Origin of the sequence: Prosthecobacter algae (genome assembly GCF_039542385.1) — a bacterium.
Classification (GTDB): domain Bacteria; phylum Verrucomicrobiota; class Verrucomicrobiia; order Verrucomicrobiales; family Verrucomicrobiaceae; genus Prosthecobacter; species Prosthecobacter algae.
In genome coordinates this window covers 44090-68141 of the sequence record NZ_BAABIA010000003.1, presented here as the reverse complement: position 1 = coordinate 68141, position 24052 = coordinate 44090, and the positions used below count along the sequence as shown (strand labels likewise).

34 protein-coding genes are annotated in these 24052 nt (G+C 59.1%); 10 read left to right on the top strand and 24 right to left on the bottom strand.

Features of this window, described 5'->3' with window-relative positions; translation table 11 throughout:
• Window positions 1-2: 2 nt before the first annotated feature.
• From ABEB25_RS07145 to sppA, 3 genes are read right to left on the bottom strand one after another with little or no spacing between them, the layout of a single operon-like run.
• Complete coding sequence (locus ABEB25_RS07145) at window positions 3-887, bottom strand: thiamine-phosphate kinase (protein ID WP_345735709.1); 885 nt, start codon at window positions 885-887, stop codon at window positions 3-5.
• Window positions 871-1734: a CPBP family intramembrane glutamic endopeptidase gene (locus tag ABEB25_RS07140; RefSeq protein ID WP_345735708.1), complete on the bottom strand. Its 864-nt coding sequence runs from the start codon at window positions 1732-1734 to the stop codon at window positions 871-873. Before ABEB25_RS07140 ends, ABEB25_RS07145 begins: the two co-directional genes overlap by 17 nt.
• An 18-nt stretch (window positions 1735-1752) precedes the next feature.
• Window positions 1753-2769, bottom strand: a complete 1017-nt coding sequence (gene sppA, locus ABEB25_RS07135; RefSeq protein WP_345735707.1) for a signal peptide peptidase SppA — start codon at window positions 2767-2769, stop codon at window positions 1753-1755.
• 184 nt (window positions 2770-2953) lie between these two features.
• Here sppA and ABEB25_RS07130 point away from each other — a divergent pair, with 184 nt between their 5' ends.
• The 4 genes from ABEB25_RS07130 to ABEB25_RS07115 all read left to right on the top strand — a co-directional run bounded on the left by ABEB25_RS07130 (window position 2954) and on the right by ABEB25_RS07115 (window position 8144).
• On the top strand, window positions 2954-3847 hold the full coding sequence (locus ABEB25_RS07130; protein WP_345735706.1) for a sugar phosphate isomerase/epimerase family protein: 894 nt from the start codon (window positions 2954-2956) through the stop codon (window positions 3845-3847).
• A gap of 49 nt (window positions 3848-3896) precedes the next feature.
• Window positions 3897-4472, top strand: a complete 576-nt coding sequence (locus tag ABEB25_RS07125) for a DJ-1/PfpI family protein (protein WP_345735705.1) — start codon at window positions 3897-3899, stop codon at window positions 4470-4472.
• 31 nt (window positions 4473-4503) lie between these two features.
• Window positions 4504-6615, top strand: coding sequence for a c-type cytochrome (locus ABEB25_RS07120; protein WP_345735704.1), 2112 nt, complete (start codon window positions 4504-4506; stop codon window positions 6613-6615).
• A 68-nt stretch (window positions 6616-6683) separates the two neighbouring features.
• Window positions 6684-8144 carry a DUF7133 domain-containing protein gene (locus ABEB25_RS07115; RefSeq protein ID WP_345735703.1) on the top strand — a complete coding sequence of 487 codons (1461 nt, stop codon included), beginning with the start codon at window positions 6684-6686 and terminating at the stop codon, window positions 8142-8144.
• A 19-nt stretch (window positions 8145-8163) separates the two neighbouring features.
• Here ABEB25_RS07115 and ABEB25_RS07110 read toward each other — a convergent pair whose 3' ends face one another.
• The 21 genes from ABEB25_RS07110 to ABEB25_RS07010 all read right to left on the bottom strand — a co-directional run bounded on the left by ABEB25_RS07110 (window position 8164) and on the right by ABEB25_RS07010 (window position 20792).
• Window positions 8164-8400 carry a hypothetical protein gene (locus tag ABEB25_RS07110; RefSeq protein WP_345735702.1) on the bottom strand — a complete coding sequence of 79 codons (237 nt, stop codon included), beginning with the start codon at window positions 8398-8400 and terminating at the stop codon, window positions 8164-8166.
• A gap of 143 nt (window positions 8401-8543) precedes the next feature.
• Window positions 8544-9257 carry a hypothetical protein gene (locus ABEB25_RS07105; protein ID WP_345735701.1) on the bottom strand — a complete coding sequence of 238 codons (714 nt, stop codon included), beginning with the start codon at window positions 9255-9257 and terminating at the stop codon, window positions 8544-8546.
• A gap of 20 nt (window positions 9258-9277) precedes the next feature.
• Window positions 9278-9907 carry a host-nuclease inhibitor Gam family protein gene (locus ABEB25_RS07100; protein ID WP_345735700.1) on the bottom strand — a complete coding sequence of 210 codons (630 nt, stop codon included), beginning with the start codon at window positions 9905-9907 and terminating at the stop codon, window positions 9278-9280.
• A gap of 37 nt (window positions 9908-9944) precedes the next feature.
• Window positions 9945-11078 carry a hypothetical protein gene (locus ABEB25_RS07095; RefSeq protein ID WP_345735699.1) on the bottom strand — a complete coding sequence of 378 codons (1134 nt, stop codon included), beginning with the start codon at window positions 11076-11078 and terminating at the stop codon, window positions 9945-9947.
• Window positions 11053-11898, bottom strand: coding sequence for an HNH endonuclease signature motif containing protein (locus ABEB25_RS07090; RefSeq protein WP_345735698.1), 846 nt, complete (start codon window positions 11896-11898; stop codon window positions 11053-11055). The genes ABEB25_RS07095 and ABEB25_RS07090 overlap by 26 nt, the downstream gene beginning before the upstream one ends.
• A 2-nt stretch (window positions 11899-11900) precedes the next feature.
• A complete protein-coding gene (locus ABEB25_RS07085; protein WP_345735697.1) occupies window positions 11901-12104 on the bottom strand; it encodes a hypothetical protein in 204 nt (67 codons plus the stop codon).
• Between the two features lie 4 nt (window positions 12105-12108).
• Window positions 12109-12789, bottom strand: coding sequence for an ASCH domain-containing protein (locus tag ABEB25_RS07080; RefSeq protein WP_345735696.1), 681 nt, complete (start codon window positions 12787-12789; stop codon window positions 12109-12111).
• 5 nt (window positions 12790-12794) lie between these two features.
• Window positions 12795-13295 (bottom strand): hypothetical protein, encoded by a 501-nt coding sequence (locus tag ABEB25_RS07075; protein WP_345735695.1) that lies wholly within the window; start codon window positions 13293-13295, stop codon window positions 12795-12797.
• A 22-nt stretch (window positions 13296-13317) separates the two neighbouring features.
• Complete coding sequence (locus ABEB25_RS07070) at window positions 13318-14487, bottom strand: hypothetical protein (RefSeq protein ID WP_345735694.1); 1170 nt, start codon at window positions 14485-14487, stop codon at window positions 13318-13320.
• 25 nt (window positions 14488-14512) lie between these two features.
• A complete protein-coding gene (locus ABEB25_RS07065) occupies window positions 14513-16663 on the bottom strand; it encodes a hypothetical protein (RefSeq protein ID WP_345735693.1) in 2151 nt (716 codons plus the stop codon).
• A gap of 14 nt (window positions 16664-16677) precedes the next feature.
• Window positions 16678-16971 carry a hypothetical protein gene (locus tag ABEB25_RS07060; protein ID WP_345735692.1) on the bottom strand — a complete coding sequence of 98 codons (294 nt, stop codon included), beginning with the start codon at window positions 16969-16971 and terminating at the stop codon, window positions 16678-16680.
• A gap of 17 nt (window positions 16972-16988) precedes the next feature.
• The gene (locus ABEB25_RS07055) at window positions 16989-17450 is read right to left on the bottom strand and encodes a hypothetical protein (protein WP_345735691.1); all 462 of its coding nucleotides are present in this window, start codon (window positions 17448-17450) and stop codon (window positions 16989-16991) included.
• A gap of 6 nt (window positions 17451-17456) precedes the next feature.
• Entirely contained in the window at window positions 17457-17651 is a 195-nt protein-coding gene (locus ABEB25_RS07050) for a hypothetical protein (RefSeq protein WP_345735690.1), read from the bottom strand.
• A gap of 6 nt (window positions 17652-17657) precedes the next feature.
• Window positions 17658-18488, bottom strand: coding sequence for a hypothetical protein (locus ABEB25_RS07045; RefSeq protein WP_345735689.1), 831 nt, complete (start codon window positions 18486-18488; stop codon window positions 17658-17660).
• Between the two features lie 2 nt (window positions 18489-18490).
• On the bottom strand, window positions 18491-18814 hold the full coding sequence (locus ABEB25_RS07040) for a hypothetical protein (protein ID WP_345735688.1): 324 nt from the start codon (window positions 18812-18814) through the stop codon (window positions 18491-18493).
• Window positions 18815-18836: 22 nt separating this feature from the next.
• The gene (locus ABEB25_RS07035; protein WP_345735687.1) at window positions 18837-19127 is read right to left on the bottom strand and encodes a hypothetical protein; all 291 of its coding nucleotides are present in this window, start codon (window positions 19125-19127) and stop codon (window positions 18837-18839) included.
• A 33-nt stretch (window positions 19128-19160) separates the two neighbouring features.
• A complete protein-coding gene (locus tag ABEB25_RS07030; protein ID WP_345735686.1) occupies window positions 19161-19451 on the bottom strand; it encodes a hypothetical protein in 291 nt (96 codons plus the stop codon).
• Window positions 19448-19693 carry a hypothetical protein gene (locus ABEB25_RS07025; protein WP_345735685.1) on the bottom strand — a complete coding sequence of 82 codons (246 nt, stop codon included), beginning with the start codon at window positions 19691-19693 and terminating at the stop codon, window positions 19448-19450. Before ABEB25_RS07025 ends, ABEB25_RS07030 begins: the two co-directional genes overlap by 4 nt.
• A gap of 2 nt (window positions 19694-19695) precedes the next feature.
• Window positions 19696-20055, bottom strand: a complete 360-nt coding sequence (locus ABEB25_RS07020; RefSeq protein WP_345735684.1) for a hypothetical protein — start codon at window positions 20053-20055, stop codon at window positions 19696-19698.
• A gap of 12 nt (window positions 20056-20067) precedes the next feature.
• The gene (locus tag ABEB25_RS07015) at window positions 20068-20502 is read right to left on the bottom strand and encodes a helix-turn-helix domain-containing protein (protein WP_345735683.1); all 435 of its coding nucleotides are present in this window, start codon (window positions 20500-20502) and stop codon (window positions 20068-20070) included.
• Between the two features lie 74 nt (window positions 20503-20576).
• Window positions 20577-20792: a ribbon-helix-helix domain-containing protein gene (locus ABEB25_RS07010; RefSeq protein WP_345735682.1), complete on the bottom strand. Its 216-nt coding sequence runs from the start codon at window positions 20790-20792 to the stop codon at window positions 20577-20579.
• 384 nt (window positions 20793-21176) lie between these two features.
• On the opposite strand from ABEB25_RS07010, the gene ABEB25_RS07005 reads away from it, so the two are divergent.
• The 6 genes from ABEB25_RS07005 (at window position 21177) to ABEB25_RS06980 (ending at window position 24051) form a co-directional block, all read left to right on the top strand.
• The gene (locus ABEB25_RS07005; RefSeq protein WP_345735681.1) at window positions 21177-21737 is read left to right on the top strand and encodes a DUF4339 domain-containing protein; all 561 of its coding nucleotides are present in this window, start codon (window positions 21177-21179) and stop codon (window positions 21735-21737) included.
• Between the two features lie 312 nt (window positions 21738-22049).
• Window positions 22050-22289: a hypothetical protein gene (locus tag ABEB25_RS07000; RefSeq protein ID WP_345735680.1), complete on the top strand. Its 240-nt coding sequence runs from the start codon at window positions 22050-22052 to the stop codon at window positions 22287-22289.
• Complete coding sequence (locus tag ABEB25_RS06995) at window positions 22270-22848, top strand: DUF1353 domain-containing protein (RefSeq protein ID WP_345735679.1); 579 nt, start codon at window positions 22270-22272, stop codon at window positions 22846-22848. The genes ABEB25_RS07000 and ABEB25_RS06995 overlap by 20 nt, the downstream gene beginning before the upstream one ends.
• The gene (locus ABEB25_RS06990; RefSeq protein WP_345735678.1) at window positions 22845-23405 is read left to right on the top strand and encodes a hypothetical protein; all 561 of its coding nucleotides are present in this window, start codon (window positions 22845-22847) and stop codon (window positions 23403-23405) included. The genes ABEB25_RS06995 and ABEB25_RS06990 overlap by 4 nt, the downstream gene beginning before the upstream one ends.
• 24 nt (window positions 23406-23429) lie before the next feature.
• Window positions 23430-23780 carry a hypothetical protein gene (locus ABEB25_RS06985; RefSeq protein WP_345735677.1) on the top strand — a complete coding sequence of 117 codons (351 nt, stop codon included), beginning with the start codon at window positions 23430-23432 and terminating at the stop codon, window positions 23778-23780.
• A gap of 4 nt (window positions 23781-23784) precedes the next feature.
• On the top strand, window positions 23785-24051 hold the full coding sequence (locus ABEB25_RS06980; RefSeq protein WP_345735676.1) for a hypothetical protein: 267 nt from the start codon (window positions 23785-23787) through the stop codon (window positions 24049-24051).
• Window position 24052: the final 1 nt, after the last annotated feature.

Sequence of the window (24052 nt, the reverse complement as noted above, 5' to 3'; positions counted from 1 at the left end):
AATCAGGAACGAAAGTGCTGCCAGCCGCCATCGGGGGCAAGTGGGGCGTGTTGTTTTTCCACCAGGCGACCGATGCGTGTAAGCTTTAGTTTGGGGAAAGCGTGTTTCCAGGCGGCGAGTTTTTTTGCCTGAGTTTTGGGTGAGATAGCCAGCAGCAGTTCGTAGTCCTCACCATCGCCCCAGGCCTGCTGCGGTGTGCATCCCGGAGTGCGGGGAAGGGCGGAGAGGTCCACCTCAAAACCCAGTCCGCAGGCGGCGGCCATGCGGGGCAGATCCTGGGCAAGGCCGTCGCTGATGTCCATCATGGCATGCACGGACAGGTTCTGGGCCAGCCAATGAGCCTCGGCCATGCGAGGGTGAAACTTCAGGTGCTTGCCCCGGATGGAGCCGCCGAGGCGACCGGTGACGTAAAGATCATCGCCTGCACGCGCTTGGTTTCTGGAAACCCATTGATGGTTAGGCGCGGTGCCGGTCATGCTCACGGTGAGGATGAGCTGGCTGCCACGGGAGGTTTCACCGCCGACGATGTTCACGCCGAAGGACTCGGCCATGGAGCGCAGGCCTGCATACACTTCCAAGGCGCGTTTCACCGGCGTATGAGGCGGTGCGATGAAGGTGATGAGGGCATGGCGCGGAGTGGCGGCCATGGCGGCGAAGTCGCTGATGACACGAGCCATGGCCTTGCGACCGATGAGGCGTGGTGGGGTGGCTTCCGTAAAATGCACACCTTCGACGACGGTGTCGGTTTTGAGCACGAGGGCCTCGAGATTGCCCTGCACGACAGCGCAATCATCCCCCGGTCCGGCGATGACGCTGGCATCCTGCTTCAGCCCACGCACGAATCGGCGGATGAGCTCATCCTCACCGATGTCAGCTAGGGTTTGCATGAGGAGCTTCCGGAAAGAGGATCATGAGGCCGATACTGGTCCCATTGAACAGGCCGTGCATGACCATGGGAACGGCGAGACTGCCGGTGCGTTCATAGGCGGCGCAAAAGATGAGGGCCAACACCGCCAGCGGGATGACGCTGCCCATGTGCAAATGGACGATGGCAAACAGAACGGCTGAGCACACGGCGGCAAAGTAGCTGTCGGTGAAACGTTTGATCACCCCATAAATGAACCCGCGAAAGACGGTCTCTTCCACGATGGGGGCCACAATCACGGCGGCGATGATGAGCATGGCCTTGGCCATGGGATCTTTGGAATTACGAAAAGCTTCCACCGAAGCTTGCTGCTCCAGGTCCGGCCAGAAACCCTGCATCCACTGTGTGACACCGGCGGAGGTGGCCATGACCACGAGGCAGGTGGGAATCATGAAAACCAGTGCCGCAGTGGCGACTTGGCGGACGGTGAGACGCCGCAGGCCAAAGAGCTCCACCGGATTGAGATTGCGCACCGCCCGTAGGTAAAAGAGCAGGACGGTGCAGATGAGCAGTTGCAGGACAATGCTGGAAAACAGGGCTACGGCGTTGAGCTCATTGGCAGCGGCATCCACTGAGCCCTGTGCTGTGGGCTCTGCGCGCTGCAGGCCTATGAGAATCATCAGGGAAAGCGCCGCGACGATGATCGCATCAAAATACAGATATGGGCGTGCGTCCACGTTGCCTTCCCAGTTCCAGCAGGCGGTGGGGCGTGTCTGGCGGATCCATTTGTAAGCCGCGACGCCGATGAGCAAGGAAAGCCAGACCCAGAGGGTGATGTCGCGTAAAACTCCGGCGGTGGGGGCGTCCATGAGAAGAGGGCGTGTGGATCAGCGGAGGTAGGCGCCGGGCAGGTAATACATCATACCGGGCTGCAGTTTCGGCAGGGCCCCGCCAGTGAGGTCGAGCTCCACTTTGGCCGGAGCCTGGGCTTTGGCGGAGGCCACCCCGAGAATGCTCAGCAGATTGGGCACCGACTGGTATTTGATGACGGCTGCATCGGGCGCATCCGCCAGTTCCTTGGCCAGGGCATAGGCGTCTTCGATGTAGCCGATCTGGTCCACCAGCTTGGCCTCGAGCGCCTGGCGTCCTGTGACCACACGGCCATCGGCCACGGTGCTTTTGAGCACGTCTTTGGGCACTTTGCGCGCTTCAGACACGATGCCCAAAAAGCGGTCATACATGGTGTCCACGAGGCCCTGGACGTACACCTTTTCATCGTCGCGCATGGGGCGCGCGCCGCTCAGCGTGTCCTTGAAAGCACCGCTGGTGAAAGTCTGGGAACCGAGGCCCACCTTGCCAAAGAGTTCGTGGTAGTTCATGGACTCCATGATGACGCCGATGCTGGCCGTTAGGGTGGTCTCGCTGGCGATCACCTTGGTGGCCCCGCAGGCCACGTAGTAGCCGCCACTGGCTGCGACAGAATCCATGTAAACGATCACCGGTTTTTGCGCTGCTGCCTTTTTGACAGCGGCATAGATGATGTCGGAGGCAGTCACTTCACCGCCAGGGGAATTGATGCGGAGGACGATGGCTTTGACCTCGGAATCTGCCACGGCCTGTTCGAGGCCGCGTTTGATCCCTTCGACACTCGGCATAGCGCTTTCCAGAAAACCGCCGGTGCTCATGGAGCTGATGATGCCTTCCAGATCGAGGTGGACAATTTTGTCGGGGACATTCGCCTTGCCCTGGACTTCGATTTTTTCAGTGAGGGTTTCCTTTGGCTGAGGAATGCCCGCAAACTGTTCCCCCACGAGCGCCATAAACTGCACCGCGTTAAGCCCCAGGCTGACGAACAAAAAAAGGATGAGTGCGCCCAGAAGGCAGCCATAAACAGAACGATTCATGTCCGAACCGTAGGCGGGACCTGGGGCTGGCGCAAAAGGAATGAGGTGGCAACCTCCCAGAGTGGGATAGCCAGCAGGGGCTGGCCTTGAAAATCGGAGTTTGAATGTGCCGCAAAATCTGAAGAAGGTGCTTCAAAGTCTGAATGAATCCTGTCGTCAGACCCCGTTCAATAAGAGCACAACCATGAACCGCCGCCATTTTCTTCAATCCCTCGCTGCGCTGACTGCGGCACCTGCCTGGGCCGCCACTTCCCCCTGGAAGCTGAATTACATGCTGGCCTCTGCCATGTATGGCAATCTTTCCCTGACGGAAATTCTGCCTGAGGTCAAAAAGACTGGGGCCACAGCGATCGAACTATGGCCGAAAAAGCATGGCACCCAACGCGAGGAACTGGATGCGATGGGGCACGACAAATTTGCCGATTTGCTGAAGCAGCACGGAGTCGGTTTTGGCGGCAGCACACGTTATGACCTCGGGCCGCTCAAACTGACGGAAGAGATCAAGCTGGTGAAAAAGCTGGGAGGTACATTCATCGTCACCGGAGGCACGGGCGAATATAAAGTCACCCCAGAGCAACTCCGCCTGAACGTGAAAGCTTTTGTCGAGAAAATGAAACCGCACGCTGCCCTGGCGGCTGAAAACGGCGTGGAGATCGGCATCGAGAACCATATCAACAACCTGATTGATACTCCCGATTCGTTGCGCTGGCTGGCCGATGACATCCGCGACCTGCCGGGCATTGGCATTGCCCTGGCTCCTTACCATCTGCCGCAGGATTCGAAGCTGCTTTCAGATCTGATCCGCCACATTGATCAAAAAATGACGCTGTTTTATGCCTGGGAGCATGGCCTGGGCTGCATGAAACCGATGCCCAAAGAGGAAGAAATTCAGCAGATGCCCGGCCGTGGCAAGCTGGATTGGAAACCCCTCTTGCAGGCTCTCAAAGAAGTGAATTTCACCGGGCCGACGGAGATCTTCATGCACCCCACTCCACGCGGCATCCCCATTCTGCCCACGGCGGCGGAAACGACCGCCGAAATCGTGCGCGCCAAAAACCATCTCGACAGCCTGATTTAACTTTCTGTTCCATCCCCCAACCCTGTAAAAGACCCAGTCTCATCCCTCTATGTCTGAAGCCAAAGTCCTCCTGATCGTCGGTGATGCCACCGAAACCGTTGATACCCTTTATCCTTTTTACCGCCTGATTGAGGGTGGCTACAAGCCCATCGTTGCTGCGCCGGAAAAACGGAAGTACCAGATGGTGCTGCACGAAGTCAAACCCGGCTGGACCATCACGAAAGAGTGGGAAGGCTACAGCATTGATGCCGACATCGCCTTCAAAGACATCAATCCTGAAGAATACGTGGGCATCTTTTTCAGCGGTGGTCGTGCCCCAGAATACATCCGTGAAGATGCCGACCTGCTGCGTATCACCAAGTGGTTCTGGGAGCAGAAAAAGCCCTGCGCCAGCGTGTGCCACGGTGTGGAAATTCCGGCCCGCGCGGACATCGTCAAAGGTCTGCGCATGGCCACGGTGGCGAAGTGCAAGTTCGATCTGGAAATCTGCGGAGGCATCTACGTGAATGAGCCTTGTGTGATTGATCAGCACATGTACTCAGGCCGCACCTATCATGACAGTGGTCACTTCATTGGTCCCTGGATCAAGGCCCTGGACGCTGAACGCGCCAAGATGGGCATCTAGCAGATAGAGTAAACGCCAAGGTCCACCCACCATGACCCGTTCCACCAAGCTCCTGGCCATTTTGGCGCCCATGGCGTTTCTTGGCGGCCCTGCCCGGTCCCATCCGCTCCAGGCAGAGCCCATCAACCATGCCTACGTCTTTAATTTCGATCAGTTCAACCTGCCCGAAGATCCAGACGAGCATGTGGTGGAAGGTGGATACTTGTTGTTAGGCGAGCTGAACTGCACCGCCTGTCATGTGCCGCCCAAGTCATGGCAGGAAAGGCTGGCTCCCAAGGCTGGGCCCAACTTGACCAAGGTGGGCTCCCGCCTGGATGCCGACAGTCTCTGGCAGATGATCCGCAGCCCGCAGCATCGCAAAAAGGGGACCCAGATGCCCGGCCTGTTTGCCGGAGAAGAGGGGGATGCGGAGAAGGTGGAGGCGCTCACGGAGTTTTTGGGATCGCTGAAACCCGCCACGCCGAAGATGCCAGCGGGAGACATGGCGCGGGGCAAGGACATCTATCATAAGGTGGGCTGTGTGGCCTGCCATGAGCCCGCCACGGACTACCGCCCAGCCAAGGCGGCGGCTGATGCGGAAATCGAGAAGCCGGGGCTAGGATCGGTGCCTTTGATCTTGGCGGAAGCTTATTCGGTCGATGCGCTGACGGAGTTTCTTTTTGATCCCCTGTCACATCGTCCTGCGGGACGCATGCCAAACATGCGACTGAGCCTACAGGAGGCGGCGGACATCGCCGCCTATATGCATCTGGGGCGCGAGGTGGAGCCTGCGGCAGAGCGTGCTGCCCTCAAGATGCCCCCACAAGGAGTGGAAAAGGGCAAGGAAGTCTTTGCCCAAATGAACTGCGTTGCCTGCCATGCAGGGGTATTGCCGGAAGACTTGACCAAGGCCTCCGCTGTCAAAACCAAAGCGCTGGCCGCACTGAAGGTGGATGCGGGCTGTCTGGCGGGAACCCAGCCGAGCGGGGTGCCTCGCTACGATCTCAATGATCTACAAAAGCGCGCTCTGCGCCTAGCCATCACGGCCATTCAGAAGCAGGATGCACCGAAGCTGACCGCCGCGCAAAAGGTGGACTGGCAGATGACGCGGCTGAACTGCTATGCCTGCCATGACCGTGATGGTAAAGGTGGTCCTGAAGATCCTCGTGCGCAGTATTTTGGCTCCAACGACGGCAGCGCCGAATCTCTGGGCGAACTTGCACACCTGCCCCCCAATTTGGACAACGTGGGACGCAAGCTGACGAAGGACTGGCTTGGCAAAGTGCTGTGGGGTGAAGGCGGCAGTGTGCGCCCCTACATGGATACCCGCATGCCCAACTTTGGCCGGGCGCACACGGAGATGTTGTTAGGCCTACTGCCTGAGGCGGATAAGCGGGAAACACCCGTGACCATTGATGTCAGCGGCCTGGGTAAACATCATCGTGCGGAGACCGGGCGGCAGCTCCTCGGCTCCACCGGACTGGCTTGTGTGGCCTGCCATGGGCTGAAGGAACGCAAGTCTCTGGGGCCCCCGGTGATCCGTCTGACGCACACCGTCGAGCGGCTGCAGCCAGAGTATTTTAAGGAGCTGCTGTTGAACCCACAGGCCACTCAGCCAGGGACCATGATGCCTCCTATGTTCATGGGGAGGAAGAAGGCGGACCAGGAGATTGAGTCCATCTGGATCTATCTCAAGGAGCTGGAAGGACAGCCGTTGCCGGAGGGGCTTTTGTCTACGGAAGACTTTGAACTGAAGCCTGAGAAACTGGGGCGTCCGATCGTCTTCCGCAGCTTTATTGAAGGTGCTGGCAGCCATGCCATCGCGGTCGGTTTTCCTCAGGGATTGCATGCCACTTTTGATGCCGTCCAAGTTCGCTGGACGCAGGTTTGGCGTGGCCGGTTCCTGGATGCGATGAGCAATTGGCAGAGCCGAGAGATGCTGCCCATCAAACCGCTGGGGACCGATCTGAAGGAATTGCCAGCCGCGACGGGTAAGCGGGTGTTTTCGGGTTACCGTCTGGACAAGGCCGGTGTGCCGACTTTCCTGTATCTGCAAGATGGTCAGCCGGTGGAGGATACGCTGCGGCCCGCCAAAGATGGCAAGGGCTTCGACCACGAAATCAAGATCAACGGCGAGATCACGAAGGAGGTGCTGTCATGGTAATGTCATTCAAGAAAGCGTGCAGGCTGGTTCAGTTACGGCTGCGCAGTCGCATGCAGCGCGTGCTGCCAATGGTTTCTATCCTGGCCCTGCCTGCCATGCAGGCGGAGGAAGCGAATCCGTATTATCGCATCGTGACCTACGCCGTGCCGAAAGGCACCAATCTGGAGGCCAGCGGCCTGGCCGTTTTGCCCGATGGCAAGCTAGCGGTCTCTCTCCGCAAAGGGGAGGTCTGGATCATTCAGAACCCCCAGGCGGAACCGGCCACGGTGGAGAAACTGGGCTACAAGCTCTTCGCCTCCGGCATGCACGAGATACTGGGCCTAGCCTGGCATGAGGGCGCGCTTTACGTGACGCAAAGATCCGAGGTGACGCGTCTGCGTGACACTGACGGCGATGGCTCGGCGGATGAATACCAGACCGTGGGCCAGGGCTGGGGCGTCTCCGGTGCCTACCATGAGTATGCCTACGGGCCCGTGTTTGACCGCGAAGGCAACATGCACAACACGCTCAATTGCTCGATGGGCAAAAAGTGGGCCGGGGCAGGGGAGGAGGGCGTGCATCCGCTGTGGCGCGGCTGGTCCGTCATCACGCCGAAGGGCAGCACGCAGGCCACGGGATTTAGCGCCGGGTTTCGCAGTCCGTGCGGTATCGGCCTGAATGCCGAAGGGGACGTTTTTGCTACTGACCAGCAAGGCAACTGGATGCCGACGAATCCGCTAATGCACATCCGCAAAGGGGCCTATTTCAGCCATGCCGATTCGCTGGTGGACATGAAGCGTGCGGATTCGCCCATCCCAGCCCCTGAAGGAAAACAGCCCGATGGTATCACGGTTGCGGAGGCCATGAAGCAAGTCCCGCATTACACACCGCCAGCGATCTGGTTTCCATACGTGAAGTTAGGCCAGAGCCCCACGGGCCTTCGCTGCGATGAGACCGGTGGCAAGTTCGGGCCTTTTGAGAAGCAGCTTTTTGTCGGTGAGTTCGTGCTTTCCGGGGTGAATCGTGTGTTCCTGGAAAAGGTGGGTGGCGAATATCAGGGGGCCTGTTTCCCTTTCATCAGCGGCCTGCAGAGCGCGGTGCTGACGCTGAACTTCCTCCAGGATGGTTCGATGGTGGTGGGGCAGTCGAACCGTGGCTGGAACAGCTATGGCAACCGGCCCTTCGGTATCCAGCGCCTAGTGCCAACGGGCAAGCCTCTGCTGGAAGTGCAGAAACTGGAGTCTCTCAAGGACGGTTTCCGCTTCACCTTCACCCGCCCCATCAAACCGGCCAACTGGACGCTGACGAAGGCGCAGAGCTACACCTACCTGTTCACGGCGAAGTATGGCAGCCCCGAGGTAGAAACCCAGCCTCTGAAACTGAGCGGCTGGCAGCTTTCCAAAGACGGACTGAGCCTGACGGTGAAATGTGCAAACCTGCGCGCCGGGTATGTTCACGAGTTCGAACTGCCTGAGGTGAATGCCAAAGATGGTTCGCCTCTGTGGCATCGCCTTTCGGCTTACACGCTGAACCGCATCCCCGCCGAATGACGGAGAGGATGGGGGCAGGTCATGGGGCCTGCTTGGCCAGGGACTCTTCGCTCGCTGCTTCGGCTGGGTCCACTTCTGCACCGAGAAGTTGGAGCCCGATCTTGGGCGTGTGCATGAGTTGGCTGGTCAGCAGAGCGATGGATTCATCACGAATCGGAGCCATCGGGGTGGGAAGGTGCCGGGTGGCGAGTTCCCATTCCAGGCGGATGTATTCGGCGATCACGCTGGCGAGGCTGAGCTGGAAGAAATGGGCCACGGCTGCCCAGACGATGAGAAAGTGGCCAGCGGTCTGGGCTTCCTCTTGGAGTGCCCTGTTGAAGGAAAGAAACCGGATTGACCCGGAAAAGGGCGGATTCGGGCGGTACATTGTGACCCACACGGACCGCTAGACGGGGGGATCTACAGGCGATCTGACCCACTTTCCGCCAGATCCGGCATGCTTGGGGCAACGTGGCCCCGGCGACCTTGATCGGCGGTTGAGAAGCTCTTCAGCGCCTTTTTAGAGGTTTTTGAGCGGCGCTGGCTCTTGTTGCGGGTCCAGGAGTCACCGACGCCCCTCTTGGCGCTGGTCCGGTTGATGATCGTGAAGCCCAGTTGCTCCAGTTGGTCAGGATCCAGGGATTCCATGGACCGGCCCGCAAAACGGGCCACCGCGATGCTGCGTGTGTAGGCCCAGGCTTGGCGGGCGGCTTCTTCGGCGGACATCCTGGGGATTTCGGGGAGCTGCTCCTCGGGGCGCAGGGCGCGGATGGCCTCATTGGTGGCCTTGTCGTGTGCGTTGGTCGCCAGGGTATCTGCGAGGGCGGAGACCTGGCCAGCGAGACGCCAGGCCATCTGGCGGCGGGCCTCGTTTTCGGGGCCCGCGTTCAGGAAGTCGTAAAAGGCCCGCTCCAGGTTGCCAATGACCGTCCACCACTTGCCCCGGATCTCCAGATAATGGCCTTGGTTGGCTTCCTTCAGGGAGGCCACTTGCGCGGCCTCCATTTGACCTTCGCGGCGGTACTGTTCGGCGGTCATTCCATCGTCCAGGGCCCCGCGTGCTTGGGCGGCTTTGAAGGCCTTCGAAGCCAGGGCGCAAAGCTGGGTGATTTGGACCTTAGAAAGGGGCGTCATGTACCGCGTGGTTTTCATAATCAGGCGGCCTCCTTTTTCTTGCTTTCGCCCTTCACTTTGCCGCCGGTGGCGGTGGTGATCACGAAGGTCTCTTTTTTGACGACAGTCGCCCCGATATTGGCGAGTTTTTCGCGTTCAGGAGAACCGGGGGCGGTGGAGTTCCAAAGCACCCGGAAGGCTTCGCGATCTAGCTGGGGATCAATGCGGATCAGTTGGTCCCTGAGGTCGGCATCTTCATCAGGCAGGGCCATGATCCGGGCGATGACATCGGCATCATCCAGATCCGGGGAAAGCTCGCACTTTCCAGGGGTGGCCTTGAAGCGGAGTTCAGCGGCCAGGATCGTGATGGATTTCTTGTCTCCGAAGAGTCTTTCACGGTTGGATTCACACCATGCGCGGGCGCGGCTTTGTTCGGCGTCCAGCTTGGATTTCAGGTTGTCGATTTCCAGGCTGTAACGCTCTTTGATGGCCTGCTCTTTTTCCTTCAGATCGGCCAGTTCCTGGATCATCTGCGCCTGCTTGCGTTCGATGGAGATTTCAAGGTCGCCGGCACTGGCTACGGCCAGCTCCAGTTCTTCATCGGAACGGATGGCGTTTGGAAGGAGGAAGAGGCCGGATTTTTTGAGGTCTGAGACTTTGATTCGTGACATAATAGTGGGGTGGGTTTGGGTTGAGAAAATGAGGAGTTCAGGCGGCCTCCATGGAGGGGAGGAGGAACATGTTGGCGATGCGTTTGACGCGGTCGGGTTGACGGGATCTCCAGACCTCGATGCCTTGGGTGTCCTGGACCAATTCGGAGACGATCTGGCCACGCTCCTGCAGCCAGATGGACTGCAAGACGAGTTCGGCCAAAGCGCGGTCGTTTCCACGGGTCAAAAGGATGGCGTCCGGGCTGGTCAAAAACCGATACAAAAGGGTGATGACAGAGCCTTCCGGCGCCGTGCCTGTGACGAGCTGGTCAAACATCTCAGCGACGGCCCCGTCGGTGCCATCCACAGCCAGAGCAAAAGCGAAGCCGGCCAGTACGCCCACCTGTTTCAGCCCGTGGGCCTTGGGGCGGTTGGCAATGACCCAATCCACGGCCTCTTCAAAGGCTTCGTGGATGTCCAAAACTTCCCCCACCGTCAGGCGGCGCGTGCGCTCCGGGCTGCAGATCCCGGCAAGCCTGGCGCAGATCCCGGCGAGGATGCTACCACCTTTGAGACCATGCTGAATTTTGAGCTGATCCGCGACGGTGCGAGTCTTGCCACGATCAACGGCATCCATCCCAGTCATTCGGGTGTTTTCCACACGAGTGGGAAGGCCAAAAGTCACCAGCATGCGGACGGTTTCGCCGCTCATTTCGATGGCCATCAGGCGATGTTGTCCATCAATGAGTTCATCCCGCGAATTGAAGGCAATGCCCTGATGTGTTGGGATCCATTTGTTGTTCACCATCTCCCGGGCGTAGGAGCGGACGGTATCCATCGAAACCTTGCGGTTGTTAAAGTTGTTCAGCAGCCAAAGCCGGGCCATTTCCGGGCTGACATCCATCCAGCGGGTTTGCACCCCGGCTAGGTTGGTGACCAGCTCGCCACCCGTCTTATCAATGGGCAGGGCCTTGACCAGAGGGCAGCCATTCGGGAGGGCCTTGAGCTTGCGGCCATTGATGGCTGTGAGGATGCCCCGCGCCTCGATGTTGGTCAGTTTTCGGGCCTGGGCTTCACCGCCCATCACCAGGCCTTTTTCGCGGGCCTGATCCACAAGGGATTTCACGTCCAGCGGCCCCACCCGGGAAAGCTCTTCAGCTTCCAGTTCATCCAAGAATTTTTCCAAGTTCATGTGCGGTTCCTTTCGAGGTTTGATTGACGCGCTTCAGCAGAGCGGCGGTATGGGCGCGAGATCTGCGCGTGAGGCCGGCGGCTTGGTTCTGCCTTGCCAGGTCATTCCGGGTTTCCAGATACAGGTTGGCCGGATCCATGTTGTTCTGATTACCGTCGCGAAAGCGGACAATGCCATCGGATGGAATGGGGCCGTGGTAACGGCTGTAAAGGAGGCGGTGAAGGCATTCCCGCCCTTTGCCCTTCGTGAAGCCTCCTCTCACGTAGCCATACTTCTGGATCCAACAGTAAAGCTTGCCCTCAAAGATCACTCCCCGGCTGCAGATTTTAAGATGACAAATCCAGTCGCGGGAGGCAAGCCCGGCATTCATTTGGGCCGCCACCTCATGAGCACGGGGGCTGGTGTAATCGAAAGGTTCCAAGCCTGCGCTAAATGGGCCTTCCGGGCGCGGGTTGGGCCATCCATGTTTAGCTACCATCTGACGGACCAGCGAAGCGCGTTTCTCCAGCGGCCATTCGCGCCATTCAGTAGCCAGCGGACGAGGCACCACGAAGCGCGTGCTTTTCTCCACAAAGGCAGCGATCTCAGCTTCCGAATGAAAGTACAGCGTCTTTTGAAAACGACCGTCGCCCCGCTTGATGAGTTGCAAACCAGCGCCTTCAAAAGCCTTCCGAATGTTCCAGCGACCATAGCCATACTTTGCCTCCAGCTCAAACAGGCGGAGTCCGGCCAAATGATCCTCGTGCATCTTCTTCAGCAGGCCGGGGACTTTTTTAATGTAAGGCTTAAAGCTGCGGCCTTTGGTGGATTCAGGGGCCATAATTAGAGGGCGGGTGGGCAGTAGCGGGCGAGGGTTTCCCAGTCTTTTTGTGCGACCAGTTCTTCGATGGCGGCGAGGCGATGGAGGGAGAGAAAGACCAGCTCCACTTCGGGTTCTGTCAGGGTGTACTCTGCTCCTTGGGTGAAGGCTGGATCCAGTTCCTGCAGGAGGCTGCGAAAGTCAGGCAATGGGAGGTCTCCAGTCATGGATTTAAAGCTCGTCGTAATTGACCTTGAAGAAGCCCAGGCGGCCTTTGCAGGGTTTGAATGGGATTGCCTTCACGTTGATGAGTTCAATGCCGCTGGTGAAGGCCCAGGGGGCGTCGCCAGGATCGACTTCGCTAAACTCGACAAAGTTGGCGGCATGGGCCTCACCGATGATACCGCCTCTTTGAAGCTCTTCGAAGGGGGGCAGGATCACGCCATTTTCCTCTGCCATGCCATGGGCCATGGCGTACTCGTCGCGGGTCATTCCCTGGGCAGCGTGAATGAGGAAAGGGCCTCGAAAATGGCGGGCAGGATTCAACTTTGACCACATGCGGTTTTCAAAACGCTTTGGGCCGTGAACGATCAGCCAGGCCCAGGGCTGACGAATGGAAAGGGCATGTGAGGGAAACCTCGCGACGCCAGCCAATGGGGGCCATTTGGCCTGATGCCGTCTTGCAATCCGTTGGACCCTGCGAAAGACCCGCGCATCCATCTGCCGCCGCTCTTCATTGGCGCGTTCCACCTGCAGGAGGACCCAGGAAGGCCGTTTGTAGAGGAAGCATTTGCGTAGCAGCCCCCAGGGATGGGTAAGGGTAAGATGAGGGTTCTGTAATTGAGCTTCGCGGATGGCCACATATCGGGCCAGTGGATCTGCTGGCGCGGGGAGGGCGAGAAGGGCAGGCATAAGCGTTAGGCGGCTTTGCGGGTGGTGGTGGAAGCGCGTTGAATGGACTCGTATTCAGAGGCTTTGATCTCCTCAATTCCGGCCCGATTCTTTGGCAGCCAGCAGTCATCACATGCCAGATAGAAATCAGAGCCTCTTTGCTTGATTCCTGGGGTGCCAGTCTGATTGACACGCATGATGTCTTTGCAGGTGCTGACCGTCATCATGGCCATAAGTACTTGCATCCCTCCGGGACGAGATGGGAGGGCCGCCATTTCTGCCGCCAGGGCTTTCCCTTCTTTGCAGCCTTTGTTAGGCGTGAAGCCGCCTTTTTTATGCTTTCTCCAAAGGTTTCCCGTTGGGACATGACCTTCGACAAACGTCACGCATAGCCCCCGGATGCCTTCAATCTCAGGGTATTTCTTTCCCCATTCTTTGGCGGCAGCTTGAGCAAGTTTGTTTTGCTCACTGATTTCATTCAATATGGTGTAAAGAGAGCCAGACGTGATCTTGAAATAGCTTTTCATAAGGGGCTGAATATGGGTTTTGTTAGGCGGCTTTGCGGGTGGTGGTGGATGCGCCGAAGAGGGCGCGGGTGGTGCGGACGATGGGGACATGGCTGCGATAGTCAGCGATGGCGGCGTCCACGATCTGGTCAGTGATGACAGCTCCGGTCTTCACATCGGCGCGGATCATGTCGGTGATGCGGCGGACGGCGCTCAGGGCTCCCAGGTCATTGGCGGCCTTGGCGATGCGGACGAGCTGGCCCTCGTGGGCCACCTGGGCATAAAGCGCGGGGTTGAAGAGGCGGACGATTTCGGCGGTGATGGGCGAGGCGGGGAGGTTGGCTTCGGCCCGGGCGAAGAGCTGCGCGAGTTCGTTGCCACCTTTGCCCAAAAGGGTGTCGTGGGCCTCATTGGTGATGAAGATGCAGACGGTCAGCGTCGTCTCATTCAAGATGGTCTTGATGAACTCCTGGGACTGATGACAAAGGCTCTGGACCTCTTCGAAGAGCAGCACACCAGCGAGGGTCTTCATGGACTTCAGGACGACGGTCTCCAGATCCAGGACGGTGCGCTTGGCCTCGCTGATGCCGATGAGTTCGGCCAGCTTCAGCAGCATGGCTTTGTAGCTGGCTTTCCAGCATGGGGTCGCGGTGACTTTCCAGGTCACGATGCCCTCTTCCATCAGCTTATCAGCCAGCCAGGTCTTGCCGCCGCGTGTGCGGGCACGGAAGACAACCAGGCGCTCTTCGTTGCGCTCGCCGATCTTTGCATGCGCGGCACTGATCGCGCCCCGGATGGCCTGATAATCGGGCAGCTCAATGAACTGGCTGGAGACGGCGGCGATCTGCGCCCGCTGCGCTGCGTCCTGGGTGCGCAGCTCGTGATTGCGTGCATGGGCCAGGAGATCGTCCAGGCCAAGGCGAAGCTCTGTGCGGGTCTTCGCGGTCGCGGGATAAGGGTAGAGCCCCACACGGAAGGAAGCCCATTTGCCACCGATGGCGGAAGTGCCGGCGAAGTCTTCATCCGACCAGTTGCGGCCCTGGGCTCCGGTGGCCCGAAGACGGGCCTGGATATCGGCGCACTGGATGATGAGATTCTGCCACTCTTCCGGGTAGGTGGTCCAATGTTTCCCGGCTTTCCAGAGGGTTTTGACTGCGGGCTGAACTTCGGTGCGTTCTTCCGCTTCAGGATGGTTGTGATGGAGTGCAGGCATAAGGGTGGGGTGGGCTTGTTTTTGGTTAGGCTTGCTTGTTGCGCCGCAGATATCGGGCGGCGGCGGTTTCCTTTTTGGCGGGGGGGAGAGTGCGGCCTTCCATTTCCTTGACGAGGGCCTCGCTGGTCTCGCTGTGGATGGTGGCGACGGGGACGGGCGCGGCGTGAGGGCCTTCGAAGGCCGTCATCAGCGCGGCGGTGTTGAGGTTGTCTTGCAGGGCGGCGATGGCATCCGGGCTGCTCAGCTCATAGCGGCGTACTTCCTGGATGCCCCGGGCGAGTTCGGCGGCTTTGAAGGCGGCGCGATCCTTCAGGGCATCGGCATCGTGGTAATGAGCGCGGTCTTCGCGGTTCAGCGTGCCCAGCGGGCGGCCTGCGAGATCCTGCACCCAGACAGCGGAGGGCGCGTCCTGATTGAAACGGAAGCGCAGCTTGGTCTTCGGCAGCACGTCTTCCAGGCGACCTTTGAACTCGATCTTGTCGCCCGCGATGTCCAGGCGGATGGCCCCGGTGCCTGGCCATTCGGCAGTGATGCTGTCCAAGAGCAGCTCCGCAAGGCCCGCATCACTGACCTTCACGAAGGACACGCCCTTGAGCAAACGCAGCCAGCATTCGGCGGAAGATTCGGCACGCACCCGGCCCCAGGAAAGCATCCTGTTTTGAAGGCTGTCGGGGTAGGTTAAGAACTCTTTAATCAGCTCTTGAGTGTCCTTTGACTGCTGCTCAAACAGAGCCTCGTGAAGCGGGTAAAACGTCGTGCCCTGGGGATCCGTGCGGAACTCGGCGACCTCCAGGAAGCCTTCCATCTTATGCCAGGTCCGCGCATCCATGCGCTGGATGGCCAGATGAATTTCCTGATGCGCTTCCCACAGGGAGGGAAAGGGCATTTTAACATCCCCTTGCTGGGTGAGCTGGGCCAGATCGCTCTGATCCATGGGACTGAGGGCGCGGGCGCGTTTGATGAGGGCGCTGGCCGCATTCAGACGGCCCTGATGCTCTTCGGGCTTGTGGATGTAGTTGCGGCCTGTCGCACCACGGACATGGGCCAGCTCGATGTCAAAGAGGCGGAACTTGCTTTCAATCGGGGCCTTGCCTGTGGGTGTACCACCGGACTGGCGAAAGCTGGCCATCTGGCACACGCCGGAATAAAGCGCGGTGCGGTCAATGATGAGGCGGCCATCTGTGACCCGATGAAGGATCATTTCGAAGTCGGTCGTGATCGCAGCGGCGGCGTTTTCGCAGTGGAAATAAGCGGGGTAGTCCCGGGGCAGGCCGTACTTATGCAGCCAGCCTGCAACAAGATGCTGCACATCCCGGCGGCTAATGCTGCGCTCGGTACCGTCTTCGTCCTTCAGACGCGGGCGGACGACGTAGGCCATCACACGACGGCTGCGGACTTCGATCAGCACGATCAGGCGCAGACGTACCAACTGACCTTCAACAATGCAGCGGAAGTCCACGTCATGGTCATCAATCATGTAGCACTCGCCGATGCGCAGCGATGACCATTCCATGCGGACGCCAGCTTGGCGGGCCAGCACGGCCTTGGCCGCGCCCATGCCGCGCAGGGCCAGGGCCTTGACCACGTCCGAAGGTTTGGGCTGGGCGGCGAAGTTGCTCTGGCTCCATCCTGGAGGCGGGTTGTGATGATTCCAGGGGCAGGCAGCGGGCAGATCTGCAGCCGGGTGCAGGCTGAAAAATAGGGACTGCCAAGTGATCCCACCATTGAGCTTTTCACCCTTCACCAGCTTGGCCATCAGGGCGCGCCAAGCGGCGGCTTCGCTGGCCTTGTCCTTCATGTCCAGGTAAAGGGCCCAGAACTGATCCACGATGGCCGGGGGGAGAGACTTTTTCTCCGGGGCCTTGCCGCACAGGGACTTGTTGATCAGGGCTTTTTCTCCCACTTCCAGCCACTTGTCATGGTACTTGCGGATGCGTTCGGCGGAAAGCTCGATGCCGTATTCGGCGCGCAGTTCGGCGGCCCAGATCACGCACAGCGGCCGCTTTTTCTGGCCTGCCTTGATGAGGGTATCCAGATTGACCATCACCCACCGCAGACCGTCGAAGAAACGGCGGGCGCTATCCGTCATCAACCGGCGCTCCTCAGCACTGAGGGTGCGGGAAGCTGGCACGGTAATGGCGGTGCAGGTCTGGGCAAAGTAATCGTCGCGGTCCATGGTGAGAAAATTGGTTAGGCGGCTTGGGCCGTTTTGAATGCCTGGTCTTTTTCCAGAGGTTTGAGATAGCGGGTACTGAGAACCACGATATTGACCCCGCCATGCAGGCAGACGGCATGACGGCCCTGGTTGACCAGGCGCTGAAGGATCAGGCGTTCCGGTGGAAAGAGAGTGATGGTTTCGCGGGTCAGGTCGGCATCCTGGATCGCGTAGTCGGGATTGGTGCAGTGCGGCTGTACCTTGGGCATCATGACCTTTTCAGTCAGCGCCAAGTGCAGGCCAACGGGCCAATCATGAGCAGGGAGCATGGAGGGGCGCATGAGAGTCAAAGGGTGGGGAGGTGCAGGGCCTTGAGGTGCAGCTTCTTCAGCTTCCTGTTTTCGGGCAGGATCAGGCGGGGGATGGGGGCTGGGGTCGCGGCGGGTTTGGCCTGCGGGATCTGGCGGGGTTTGGGAGCGGCTTGGATCTCCACGGCGGCGGGCGTCTCGGGGATCTCCACGCGCAGCAGCTCCGCGCCTTTGGCCGTGATGAAGTAGCGGATGAAAACGCGCTTCGTTCCGTTGCTGCGTTCTTCCCGGCGGATCAGCCCCGCGCCTTCCCACTTTTGCAGCGTCTTCAAATTCAGGCCCAGGCCTTCTTTGTGATGGGTGGCGTCCAAGTATTCGCGCAGGGTGATTCCACCGGTGCCAGCGGCGGCGATCCGCATCAGCTTCAGCCAGCTATCCAGCTTGAAGCCAAAGCATGGAGCGACCGCCTCCCATCGCTTGGTGATTTCAGTGGGGTTCATATCGGCTCAGTTGGAAAGGTTGGACCAGTCGCGCTCGGCGACCTTGTGACCGTTGCGGGCGGCCCAGTCTTCGGCGCGCCACATGAGGGAGACGCGGCCATCGCGGGAAGGTTCGATCGTGTGAATGACTTCCCGGGTTTCGATGTCGGTCAGGACAATCGCGGGGACGTCTTCAGGGGTGTAGGAGGCGAGCAGTTCCATGAGTGGTTAGCGTTTGCGGGTGTTGGTGCGGTCCTTCAGGGCCTGTTCGCGGTTATGCTGTGCGACGGCCTCGTGGGCTTTCTTGAGTTCGGCCTCCAAAGTCAGGAGACCGACGCTGCCCGGATCAGGCAGGGCGTGGAGATAGCAGTGCTGCCATTCCTTGGCTTTGAAGCTGGCTAAAAACTCATTGAAGGCTTTTTCAAAAGCTTCCCGTTTCACCATTTCGAGGGGCTTCACCTGGCGCTTGTTGGCGGCGTCCTTCTGATGGCCGTTCGGCGTGTTGGGTAGCTCTGGGGCTTCCCCCAGCGCCAGCGGGCTGTCTTCATTGAGCAGCTTGGAAAGCGAGCGCCCGCCGATGAAGTCGCTGACCTTTTGCAGGATGGCGTTATGCTTCAGGGTTTCGGCATCGTCGAAAAGATCGGGCTGGAAACAGACCACCTGGCTCAGCTCGGAAGCATTGGTCAGCGTGTTGCCTTTAAGCAGATCCAGATGCCGCATAACCTTCTTCGCGGCGGCGATGTACTTTTCCAACTGCTTGGCGCTACGTTGGCCAAAGTGCAGCATCAGGAGATTAGCCTGAGTGCCACGAGGCTGGGTCTTTTCCACCCAGACCAACACCATGCCGATCCTGACCATGCGCAGGGTCAGCGAGCGTTCATCACGCTCGAAATTACAGACCTCATTTTTCAACCACAGGCCAATTTGATTGATATCGCCAAATTCAGGGATAAGTGGATTGCTTAGCGTGGTTGCGCAAAGTTTACCCTCCCGAGAGGGTGATTCGTCCGGCTTGACGATCTCGACCGAAACGGTCTTGGTTGGTTTGGCTTTGGACATGATTAGGCGGCAATGGCGGTTTCTGTGAGGGGCAGCCAGCGATGGGCGATGTCTTCGGGGATGGCCTCATCGCTGAGGTCAAAGACGGCCGGGGGCGGGGTCGGGGCTTCGGGTGGTTGGGGCAGGCGGGCTTCCAGCTCATGCAGTTCCAGGATGAGTCGCTGGCCTTGCACGCGCAGCGCATTGGCCGTGGCCTGCACGGCGGCGCGGTCTTCGGCGGTGGGCTGGTTCAGGGCGGCCAGATCCAGGAGGTCGGCCTGTTGGGCAGCGTCATCAATGAGCTGGCGCTGATAATGCGCTGCGCGGTGCAGTTGGGTGGTGGTCACGATCGGGAGCGAGGGTGAAAGGTTAGTGGTTTTCGCTTTCCTCTTCGGCGCGCTGGTTCAGCTCCTGCAGGCTGGGCATGACGTAGAAGAGCACGGCAGCGCAGATCCAGACGAGCGTGCCCAGCGCGGCGAGGCCTAACCACAAGGGCGACATCTGATTGTAATGGATCAGGAAGCCTGCAACCGCGCAGACCGTGGACATCAGCGCGCAGAGGAAGGCAAAGCGCAGGGCCTGGCACTGGCGATGCATGAAGAAGAGCTTTTCACGAAGCTCAAAGGAATCACCGAAATGGATGCGGGTGGCAGTGGTCATGAGGATCAATGTTTAGGGGTGAAGGTCTGGGGATCAGCCGTGCGGGGTTTTATGCCGAATCACTTTTTGATGAGACTCCCGAAGCGTCGTGAGCCCAGCGAGTAGAGCGGCCCGGTCTTTTTCGCAGTCACAGCCAGGCCGTCCGCATGGCTCGGGGGTAAGGCTGAGTTCGGCCCAGGCTCGCTGACTCATGTTACCCACGGTATTGGCCAGCAGGATGGTCAGGAAATTGAGCCAAAATGAAGCCGGTATGGTTGCTAGCGCGATGACCAAGACTTTCTTCACGATGTTGGATTGGCGGTTGATCAATTCTTGATATCTCATGACTGTGGGGCTGTAGGGTTGTGGGTGAAGGTCTGGGCTGTTTGAGCGGCGCGGCTGAGCAGCTCATGAAGGCGGGGGCGAGGTGGGGCGATTTGCAGGCTGGGCGTCTGCTTGGCATGGGCGCGATGCGCTAGCAGTTGGAGGTTGGCCGCCATCACGGCGGCGATGTCTGGCCGGGCGGCTTCGGTCTGGCCCTGGGTGATGAGGCGATGCCGACGAAGGATGGGATGTTCGTGGTTCATGCTCACGCGGCCTCCTGGTGAAAGGTTTCGATGTTGGCCTTCGAAGTGGGGGCGCTTTTGGCCTCCAGCTCGTCGGCTTTCTCCATCAATTGGGCCGCCTGTTCGCGGAGCTTTTCCACCAATGAGGGGAGCTTACGGGCTTTGGCTGCGATGATCGAAATCACGTCATCTGCGCTAACTCCTGAAAGCTCCCATCCGGTCTCACTGCAGTAGCCTTCCCAAGCAACCCGGGCCGGGAGAGTGTCGGATTGGTATGTTCGTGCGGTCAGGATGATCTCGCCAGGGGCGACGGCGCGCAGTTCGGCCAGCTTCTTCAGCAGGTACTCTTTAATCTGTTCTTCGATGTCGTTTGGGGTGCTCATGGGGTGGGGTGGTTAGGCGATGGTGCGGGGGGTAAAGAGGTCGCCGCAGTGTCCGGCCAGGGGGTCGGTGGCGGGGGCGGCTTTGGGGCGCTTCTGGTTGGGCGAGATGGCCAGCGGTGCCGGGGCTGGTGACAGCGTGTGCAGTCCGGCAGTTTTCAGGGCCAGATCCAACCAGGCGGGCGGGCAGCTTGTTTGGATGCTGTGAAAAAGGGCTGTGCGATCGCCACTGCAGATCTTGACGATGTACACCAGGACGGCCTCCCGGGTGATGCGGATGCTATGCCGGGATCCCTGCCCCCGGCCGGAGTGGCGTTTACTTTCGATGTCACCCCGGTTCACGGCCCGGGTGATCGTGACTTCATGGACCATCAGGACGTCTGCCACCTCACGGACCGTCAGATCGCGGTCGCGGGGTGTGGCTAACAGTCTTTTCAGGTCGGGATCCATGAAATCGGCTTTAGTGCGAATGAATAAAAAAGGGGTGTAACGCGGTGGCTAAAAATGCGTATTCCAAATGTATGTTAGGCCGCCTCCATCTTCGGGAGCTTCATCCCCATCTTTTCGAGCTTCTCGCGAAGGGCTTCACGGACCAGCTTGCTGCGGTCCGTGTCCTTCATGGCGACAGCGGCGTTGATGGGTTTCTCCCAGTTTTTGGGGATTGGGATGGAGATCCGAGTGCTGCGATTGTTTGGGACAGCTCCCCGCTTCTTCGTGCCTTTTTTTGGATTTGGTTCCATGTCTGAACGTGTATTACTGAGTATTACACGTGTCAAACAATCGTTGATATATTTTTAGAGCGTGTCTTACTCAGTATGAATGCCCCCAAGACGAGACCCCAGCCAAACCATCATGACAGTGAGCTTGCCAACGAAGCTGCTGTCTTTGGTGGACCAAGCACGAATACGGAACCTCAAGGGGGTGGCGCGCGCGCAGTTCGTTCGAGAGGCTTTGGCGGAAAAGATGGCATCCATGGGGATTGAGGTTCCGCCAGATTACTTGTCGGTACCAGATCGCGTGAATGTGTCTCTAAATGAAAGGCCCCCAAAACCTGAGCCCGAGCCATTACAAAGCCCGCCTGAAAAAGTCATTTACCCCAGCAAACGAGCCGCCAAAAAGAAAACATGACCCCCACCTATTACATCGCCAGAAACGGGCAAACGGAAGGCCCTTTCACCCTAACCCAGTTGCGCGGGATGTGGAAGCAAGGCGCGCTCAATCTCGCGATGCAATTCATGCCTCAAGGGGAGAGTGAATGGAAGCCTCTCGCTGATCTTCAGCCTGTGCTTGAACCCAAGCCTTACACGCTAGAGAAAAGCCCTGGCCATCTCACGCCATTGGGCATCGCTGGCGTGTTTATTTTTGGCCTGTTGGCCATCGCCTCTTATCAGGTGCCTTTGCCTTCGATGGTGATCAATGTGATCATCTTCCTTTTCAATCTCTTGGTCGCCGTTGGCTGCTACCTGTGGGTGCGCAGTGAGAAGGCGCGGCCCATGCCGGGCGGGGCCTTGGGGTATGCAGCCATCACGGTGGCTTTGGTCTGCTTTGTCTTAGGCGCTGCTGATTGGTGGCGGGTGAGGAAAGAGAATGAAGACCGCCTGCGAATGAAGGCGATGGAACAGCAGATCCTGAGAGACAGTAAAAAGGAATGGGATGAGTGGGTAAAGCGCACCTCCCGCGACTAATGCACTATGCCTGGTATGAATGGCTGATGATAGCTATCGGCTGGCTTCTCTGGTTGTATTTCCGGGGATGGCTCAGAAGTCGTTTTGGAAAGTGAAATAGAGCCCGGTCTAAAAAAGGCCGGGCTTTTTTTGTGCCTGTAGGTTTGCACGACGGGCACTTCGGGTCAGGTGCGCGGGGTGAGGTCTGGGCGGATGATGGAGGCCTAGGGGTTGTTAACGCGAAGGGTGGCGCGGTGGTCGGGTTGGCTATTGCCCGGCTGCCGCGTCATTTTCGGTTAGGCCTCTCTCTCCATCCTCATCCTCAGCACCTGTATGAAAATCAAAGTCTTCTCTCTGGTCGCCATCGCCAGCTTGTCCTTCCTTTCCTCCTGTGCCAACCCGGCCCAGAATGCCCGCCTGCAGACGGTGAGCAACATCGCCCTCACTTACGCCGCAGCCAAGGGGGCTGTGACTCCAGAGGATGCCGCTTTTGCCCGCGAAGCTGGGGCCGCGCTCTTTGGTGGCGCTCCGGTCGCGACTCTGCCGGTCGTGGATGTCACCTCCAGCAAATAAGGCCATGGTGGAAGACCTGCCCAGCATCAAGTACGTCCGGCCTGCCCAGTTTGGGTTTGGTTGGCTGCCTGGGCGTCAAGGTCCGCTCTGGCGTCTGCAAGAGGATTACCAGTTCAGCGTCGCGATGCCTGATGGCAGCCTGCGCACGTTCTGGATTCCCGGCGGCTATGAGTTCGACAAGGCCTCCGTCCCGTCCTGGTTCTGGGGGCAGCCGTTTCTTTTGACTCCTGAGGGGCCGTGGACGCTGCCATCCCTGGAACATGATTTCCTCTGCGACCTGCTCAAGGGCGGGTCGGATTTCTTGCGCGACAACTTGTTAGACCAGTTGCCCGAAGCTCCCCCGGCTTCGGTGATCCATGGCCACTTCGCTGCGCGCCTTTGGGACCATGTCTCCTATGAGGAAGGCGAAGACGGCATGCGTGCCCGGCAAGCCTTTCTGATGGGCCAGGCCGTGATGGCCTTCGGTCCCCAGGGCTGGGCCTGGCTTTGGATCCAGCTCGCTATCGCCCTCGTCCTTCTGCGCATCGCCTTTCATTACCTTCACCCGTACCTCCCATGAAGACGCAAGATATCATCAACATGCAGCGGAAGATCGGTGCGACTCCTGATGGCTTCTGGGGACCGCAATCCATCGCCAAGCTGGCAGCCTATCTGCGCAAGCTGATGCCCAAGGTCAATCCCTGGCCTAAGCCTAATCAAGCCGCGCTGACCGCCTTCTATGGCAAACCGGGGGATGAGAGTCGTCTGGTGAACTTGAACGTCACAGGCCTGGGCGTGAAGTATGAGGGCAAAGCCGTGAAGACGATCCGCTGTCATGAGCGCGTCGCTGAAAGCCTCTACCGGGTCATTGTGGACCTTTCTAAAACTCATCCGCAGATCCTGGCTAAGTTTGATGGCTGCTACAATGATCGGCCTATGCGGACCAGCTCGCTGCCATCGCTGCATGCCCGTGGCGCTGCGACCGATTGGAACCAGGCACAGAACGGTCTGAAAATGCACTGGCCAACAGTCGCAGTCATGCCGTTGGAAGTGATGGAGGCCTTCGCCCGGGAAGGCTGGAAATCCCTCGGGGCGCTGATCGCCCGCGATGCCATGCACTTCGAAGCCACTTCTTAAATCTTCGCCCAGGCTGCCAGCCCCATGATTGACATCCTCGCCCATCCTGACATCTGGAAGCTCGCACTCATCCTTGTGTGCGCGGTCCTGGCGGTGCTGGGCATCTTCATCCTGTACATCATCTGGGCCATCCACATGATGCGCCGCGACAGCGAGCGCCAGTTCCTGGCGATGAGCAATGCCGGGGCCAAAAGGCAGGAGACCATCACTAAGTCGATCCATACCAGCGAGCTGCGCGTGACGAACAAAATGCTGGACGAGCTGAAGCACGTCTATCGCCAGATCAACCCCTTGAGCGATCGCGTCTCCAAGATCGAAGGGCATCTGGATATCGGCTGCAGCGACGATCCCGAGAAAGACATCAACACCCACTGACCCCATGCCTAAACCTCCTTTCATCAGCACAGCCCTGGGTAAAGAACTGCGCCCCATCATCCGCGAAACCATGCAGGCTGCGCCTAAGCGCAAGTGGACCTTGAAGGCCCTGCATTCCTTCCTGGTGACGAACGGTTACCCCGACCTTCCCGCCACGGATGTCAATGCGGCCCTACTTTGGAACCAGTCCCAAGGTTACGTCCATTTCACCTACAATCACGAGTCCGAAGCCGATGAATGGCATCTGACCACACGCGGCCTGGAGGCCTGAA

Excerpts from the sequence above, each read along its gene's own strand:
- ABEB25_RS07145 (WP_345735709.1), bottom strand. The coding sequence starts at position 887 with ATGCAAACCCTAGCTGACATCGGTGAGGATGAGCTCATCCGCCGATTC.
- ABEB25_RS07140 (WP_345735708.1), bottom strand. The coding sequence starts at position 1,734 with ATGGACGCCCCCACCGCCGGAGTTTTACGCGACATCACCCTCTGGGTC.
- sppA (WP_345735707.1), bottom strand. The coding sequence starts at position 2,769 with ATGAATCGTTCTGTTTATGGCTGCCTTCTGGGCGCACTCATCCTTTTT.
- ABEB25_RS07130 (WP_345735706.1), top strand. The coding sequence starts at position 2,954 with ATGAACCGCCGCCATTTTCTTCAATCCCTCGCTGCGCTGACTGCGGCA.
- ABEB25_RS07125 (WP_345735705.1), top strand. The coding sequence starts at position 3,897 with ATGTCTGAAGCCAAAGTCCTCCTGATCGTCGGTGATGCCACCGAAACC.
- ABEB25_RS07120 (WP_345735704.1), top strand. The coding sequence starts at position 4,504 with ATGACCCGTTCCACCAAGCTCCTGGCCATTTTGGCGCCCATGGCGTTT.
- ABEB25_RS07115 (WP_345735703.1), top strand. The coding sequence starts at position 6,684 with ATGGTTTCTATCCTGGCCCTGCCTGCCATGCAGGCGGAGGAAGCGAAT.
- ABEB25_RS07105 (WP_345735701.1), bottom strand. The coding sequence starts at position 9,257 with ATGACGCCCCTTTCTAAGGTCCAAATCACCCAGCTTTGCGCCCTGGCT.
- ABEB25_RS07100 (WP_345735700.1), bottom strand. The coding sequence starts at position 9,907 with ATGTCACGAATCAAAGTCTCAGACCTCAAAAAATCCGGCCTCTTCCTC.
- ABEB25_RS07095 (WP_345735699.1), bottom strand. The coding sequence starts at position 11,078 with ATGAACTTGGAAAAATTCTTGGATGAACTGGAAGCTGAAGAGCTTTCC.
- ABEB25_RS07090 (WP_345735698.1), bottom strand. The coding sequence starts at position 11,898 with ATGGCCCCTGAATCCACCAAAGGCCGCAGCTTTAAGCCTTACATTAAA.
- ABEB25_RS07085 (WP_345735697.1), bottom strand. The coding sequence starts at position 12,104 with ATGACTGGAGACCTCCCATTGCCTGACTTTCGCAGCCTCCTGCAGGAA.
- ABEB25_RS07080 (WP_345735696.1), bottom strand. The coding sequence starts at position 12,789 with ATGCCTGCCCTTCTCGCCCTCCCCGCGCCAGCAGATCCACTGGCCCGA.
- ABEB25_RS07075 (WP_345735695.1), bottom strand. The coding sequence starts at position 13,295 with ATGAAAAGCTATTTCAAGATCACGTCTGGCTCTCTTTACACCATATTG.
- ABEB25_RS07070 (WP_345735694.1), bottom strand. The coding sequence starts at position 14,487 with ATGCCTGCACTCCATCACAACCATCCTGAAGCGGAAGAACGCACCGAA.
- ABEB25_RS07065 (WP_345735693.1), bottom strand. The coding sequence starts at position 16,663 with ATGGACCGCGACGATTACTTTGCCCAGACCTGCACCGCCATTACCGTG.
- ABEB25_RS07060 (WP_345735692.1), bottom strand. The coding sequence starts at position 16,971 with ATGCTCCCTGCTCATGATTGGCCCGTTGGCCTGCACTTGGCGCTGACT.
- ABEB25_RS07055 (WP_345735691.1), bottom strand. The coding sequence starts at position 17,450 with ATGAACCCCACTGAAATCACCAAGCGATGGGAGGCGGTCGCTCCATGC.
- ABEB25_RS07050 (WP_345735690.1), bottom strand. The coding sequence starts at position 17,651 with ATGGAACTGCTCGCCTCCTACACCCCTGAAGACGTCCCCGCGATTGTC.
- ABEB25_RS07045 (WP_345735689.1), bottom strand. The coding sequence starts at position 18,488 with ATGTCCAAAGCCAAACCAACCAAGACCGTTTCGGTCGAGATCGTCAAG.
- ABEB25_RS07035 (WP_345735687.1), bottom strand. The coding sequence starts at position 19,127 with ATGACCACTGCCACCCGCATCCATTTCGGTGATTCCTTTGAGCTTCGT.
- ABEB25_RS07030 (WP_345735686.1), bottom strand. The coding sequence starts at position 19,451 with ATGAGATATCAAGAATTGATCAACCGCCAATCCAACATCGTGAAGAAA.
- ABEB25_RS07025 (WP_345735685.1), bottom strand. The coding sequence starts at position 19,693 with ATGAACCACGAACATCCCATCCTTCGTCGGCATCGCCTCATCACCCAG.
- ABEB25_RS07020 (WP_345735684.1), bottom strand. The coding sequence starts at position 20,055 with ATGAGCACCCCAAACGACATCGAAGAACAGATTAAAGAGTACCTGCTG.
- ABEB25_RS07015 (WP_345735683.1), bottom strand. The coding sequence starts at position 20,502 with ATGGATCCCGACCTGAAAAGACTGTTAGCCACACCCCGCGACCGCGAT.
- ABEB25_RS07010 (WP_345735682.1), bottom strand. The coding sequence starts at position 20,792 with ATGGAACCAAATCCAAAAAAAGGCACGAAGAAGCGGGGAGCTGTCCCA.
- ABEB25_RS07005 (WP_345735681.1), top strand. The coding sequence starts at position 21,177 with ATGACCCCCACCTATTACATCGCCAGAAACGGGCAAACGGAAGGCCCT.
- ABEB25_RS07000 (WP_345735680.1), top strand. The coding sequence starts at position 22,050 with ATGAAAATCAAAGTCTTCTCTCTGGTCGCCATCGCCAGCTTGTCCTTC.
- ABEB25_RS06995 (WP_345735679.1), top strand. The coding sequence starts at position 22,270 with ATGTCACCTCCAGCAAATAAGGCCATGGTGGAAGACCTGCCCAGCATC.
- ABEB25_RS06990 (WP_345735678.1), top strand. The coding sequence starts at position 22,845 with ATGAAGACGCAAGATATCATCAACATGCAGCGGAAGATCGGTGCGACT.
- ABEB25_RS06985 (WP_345735677.1), top strand. The coding sequence starts at position 23,430 with ATGATTGACATCCTCGCCCATCCTGACATCTGGAAGCTCGCACTCATC.
- ABEB25_RS06980 (WP_345735676.1), top strand. The coding sequence starts at position 23,785 with ATGCCTAAACCTCCTTTCATCAGCACAGCCCTGGGTAAAGAACTGCGC.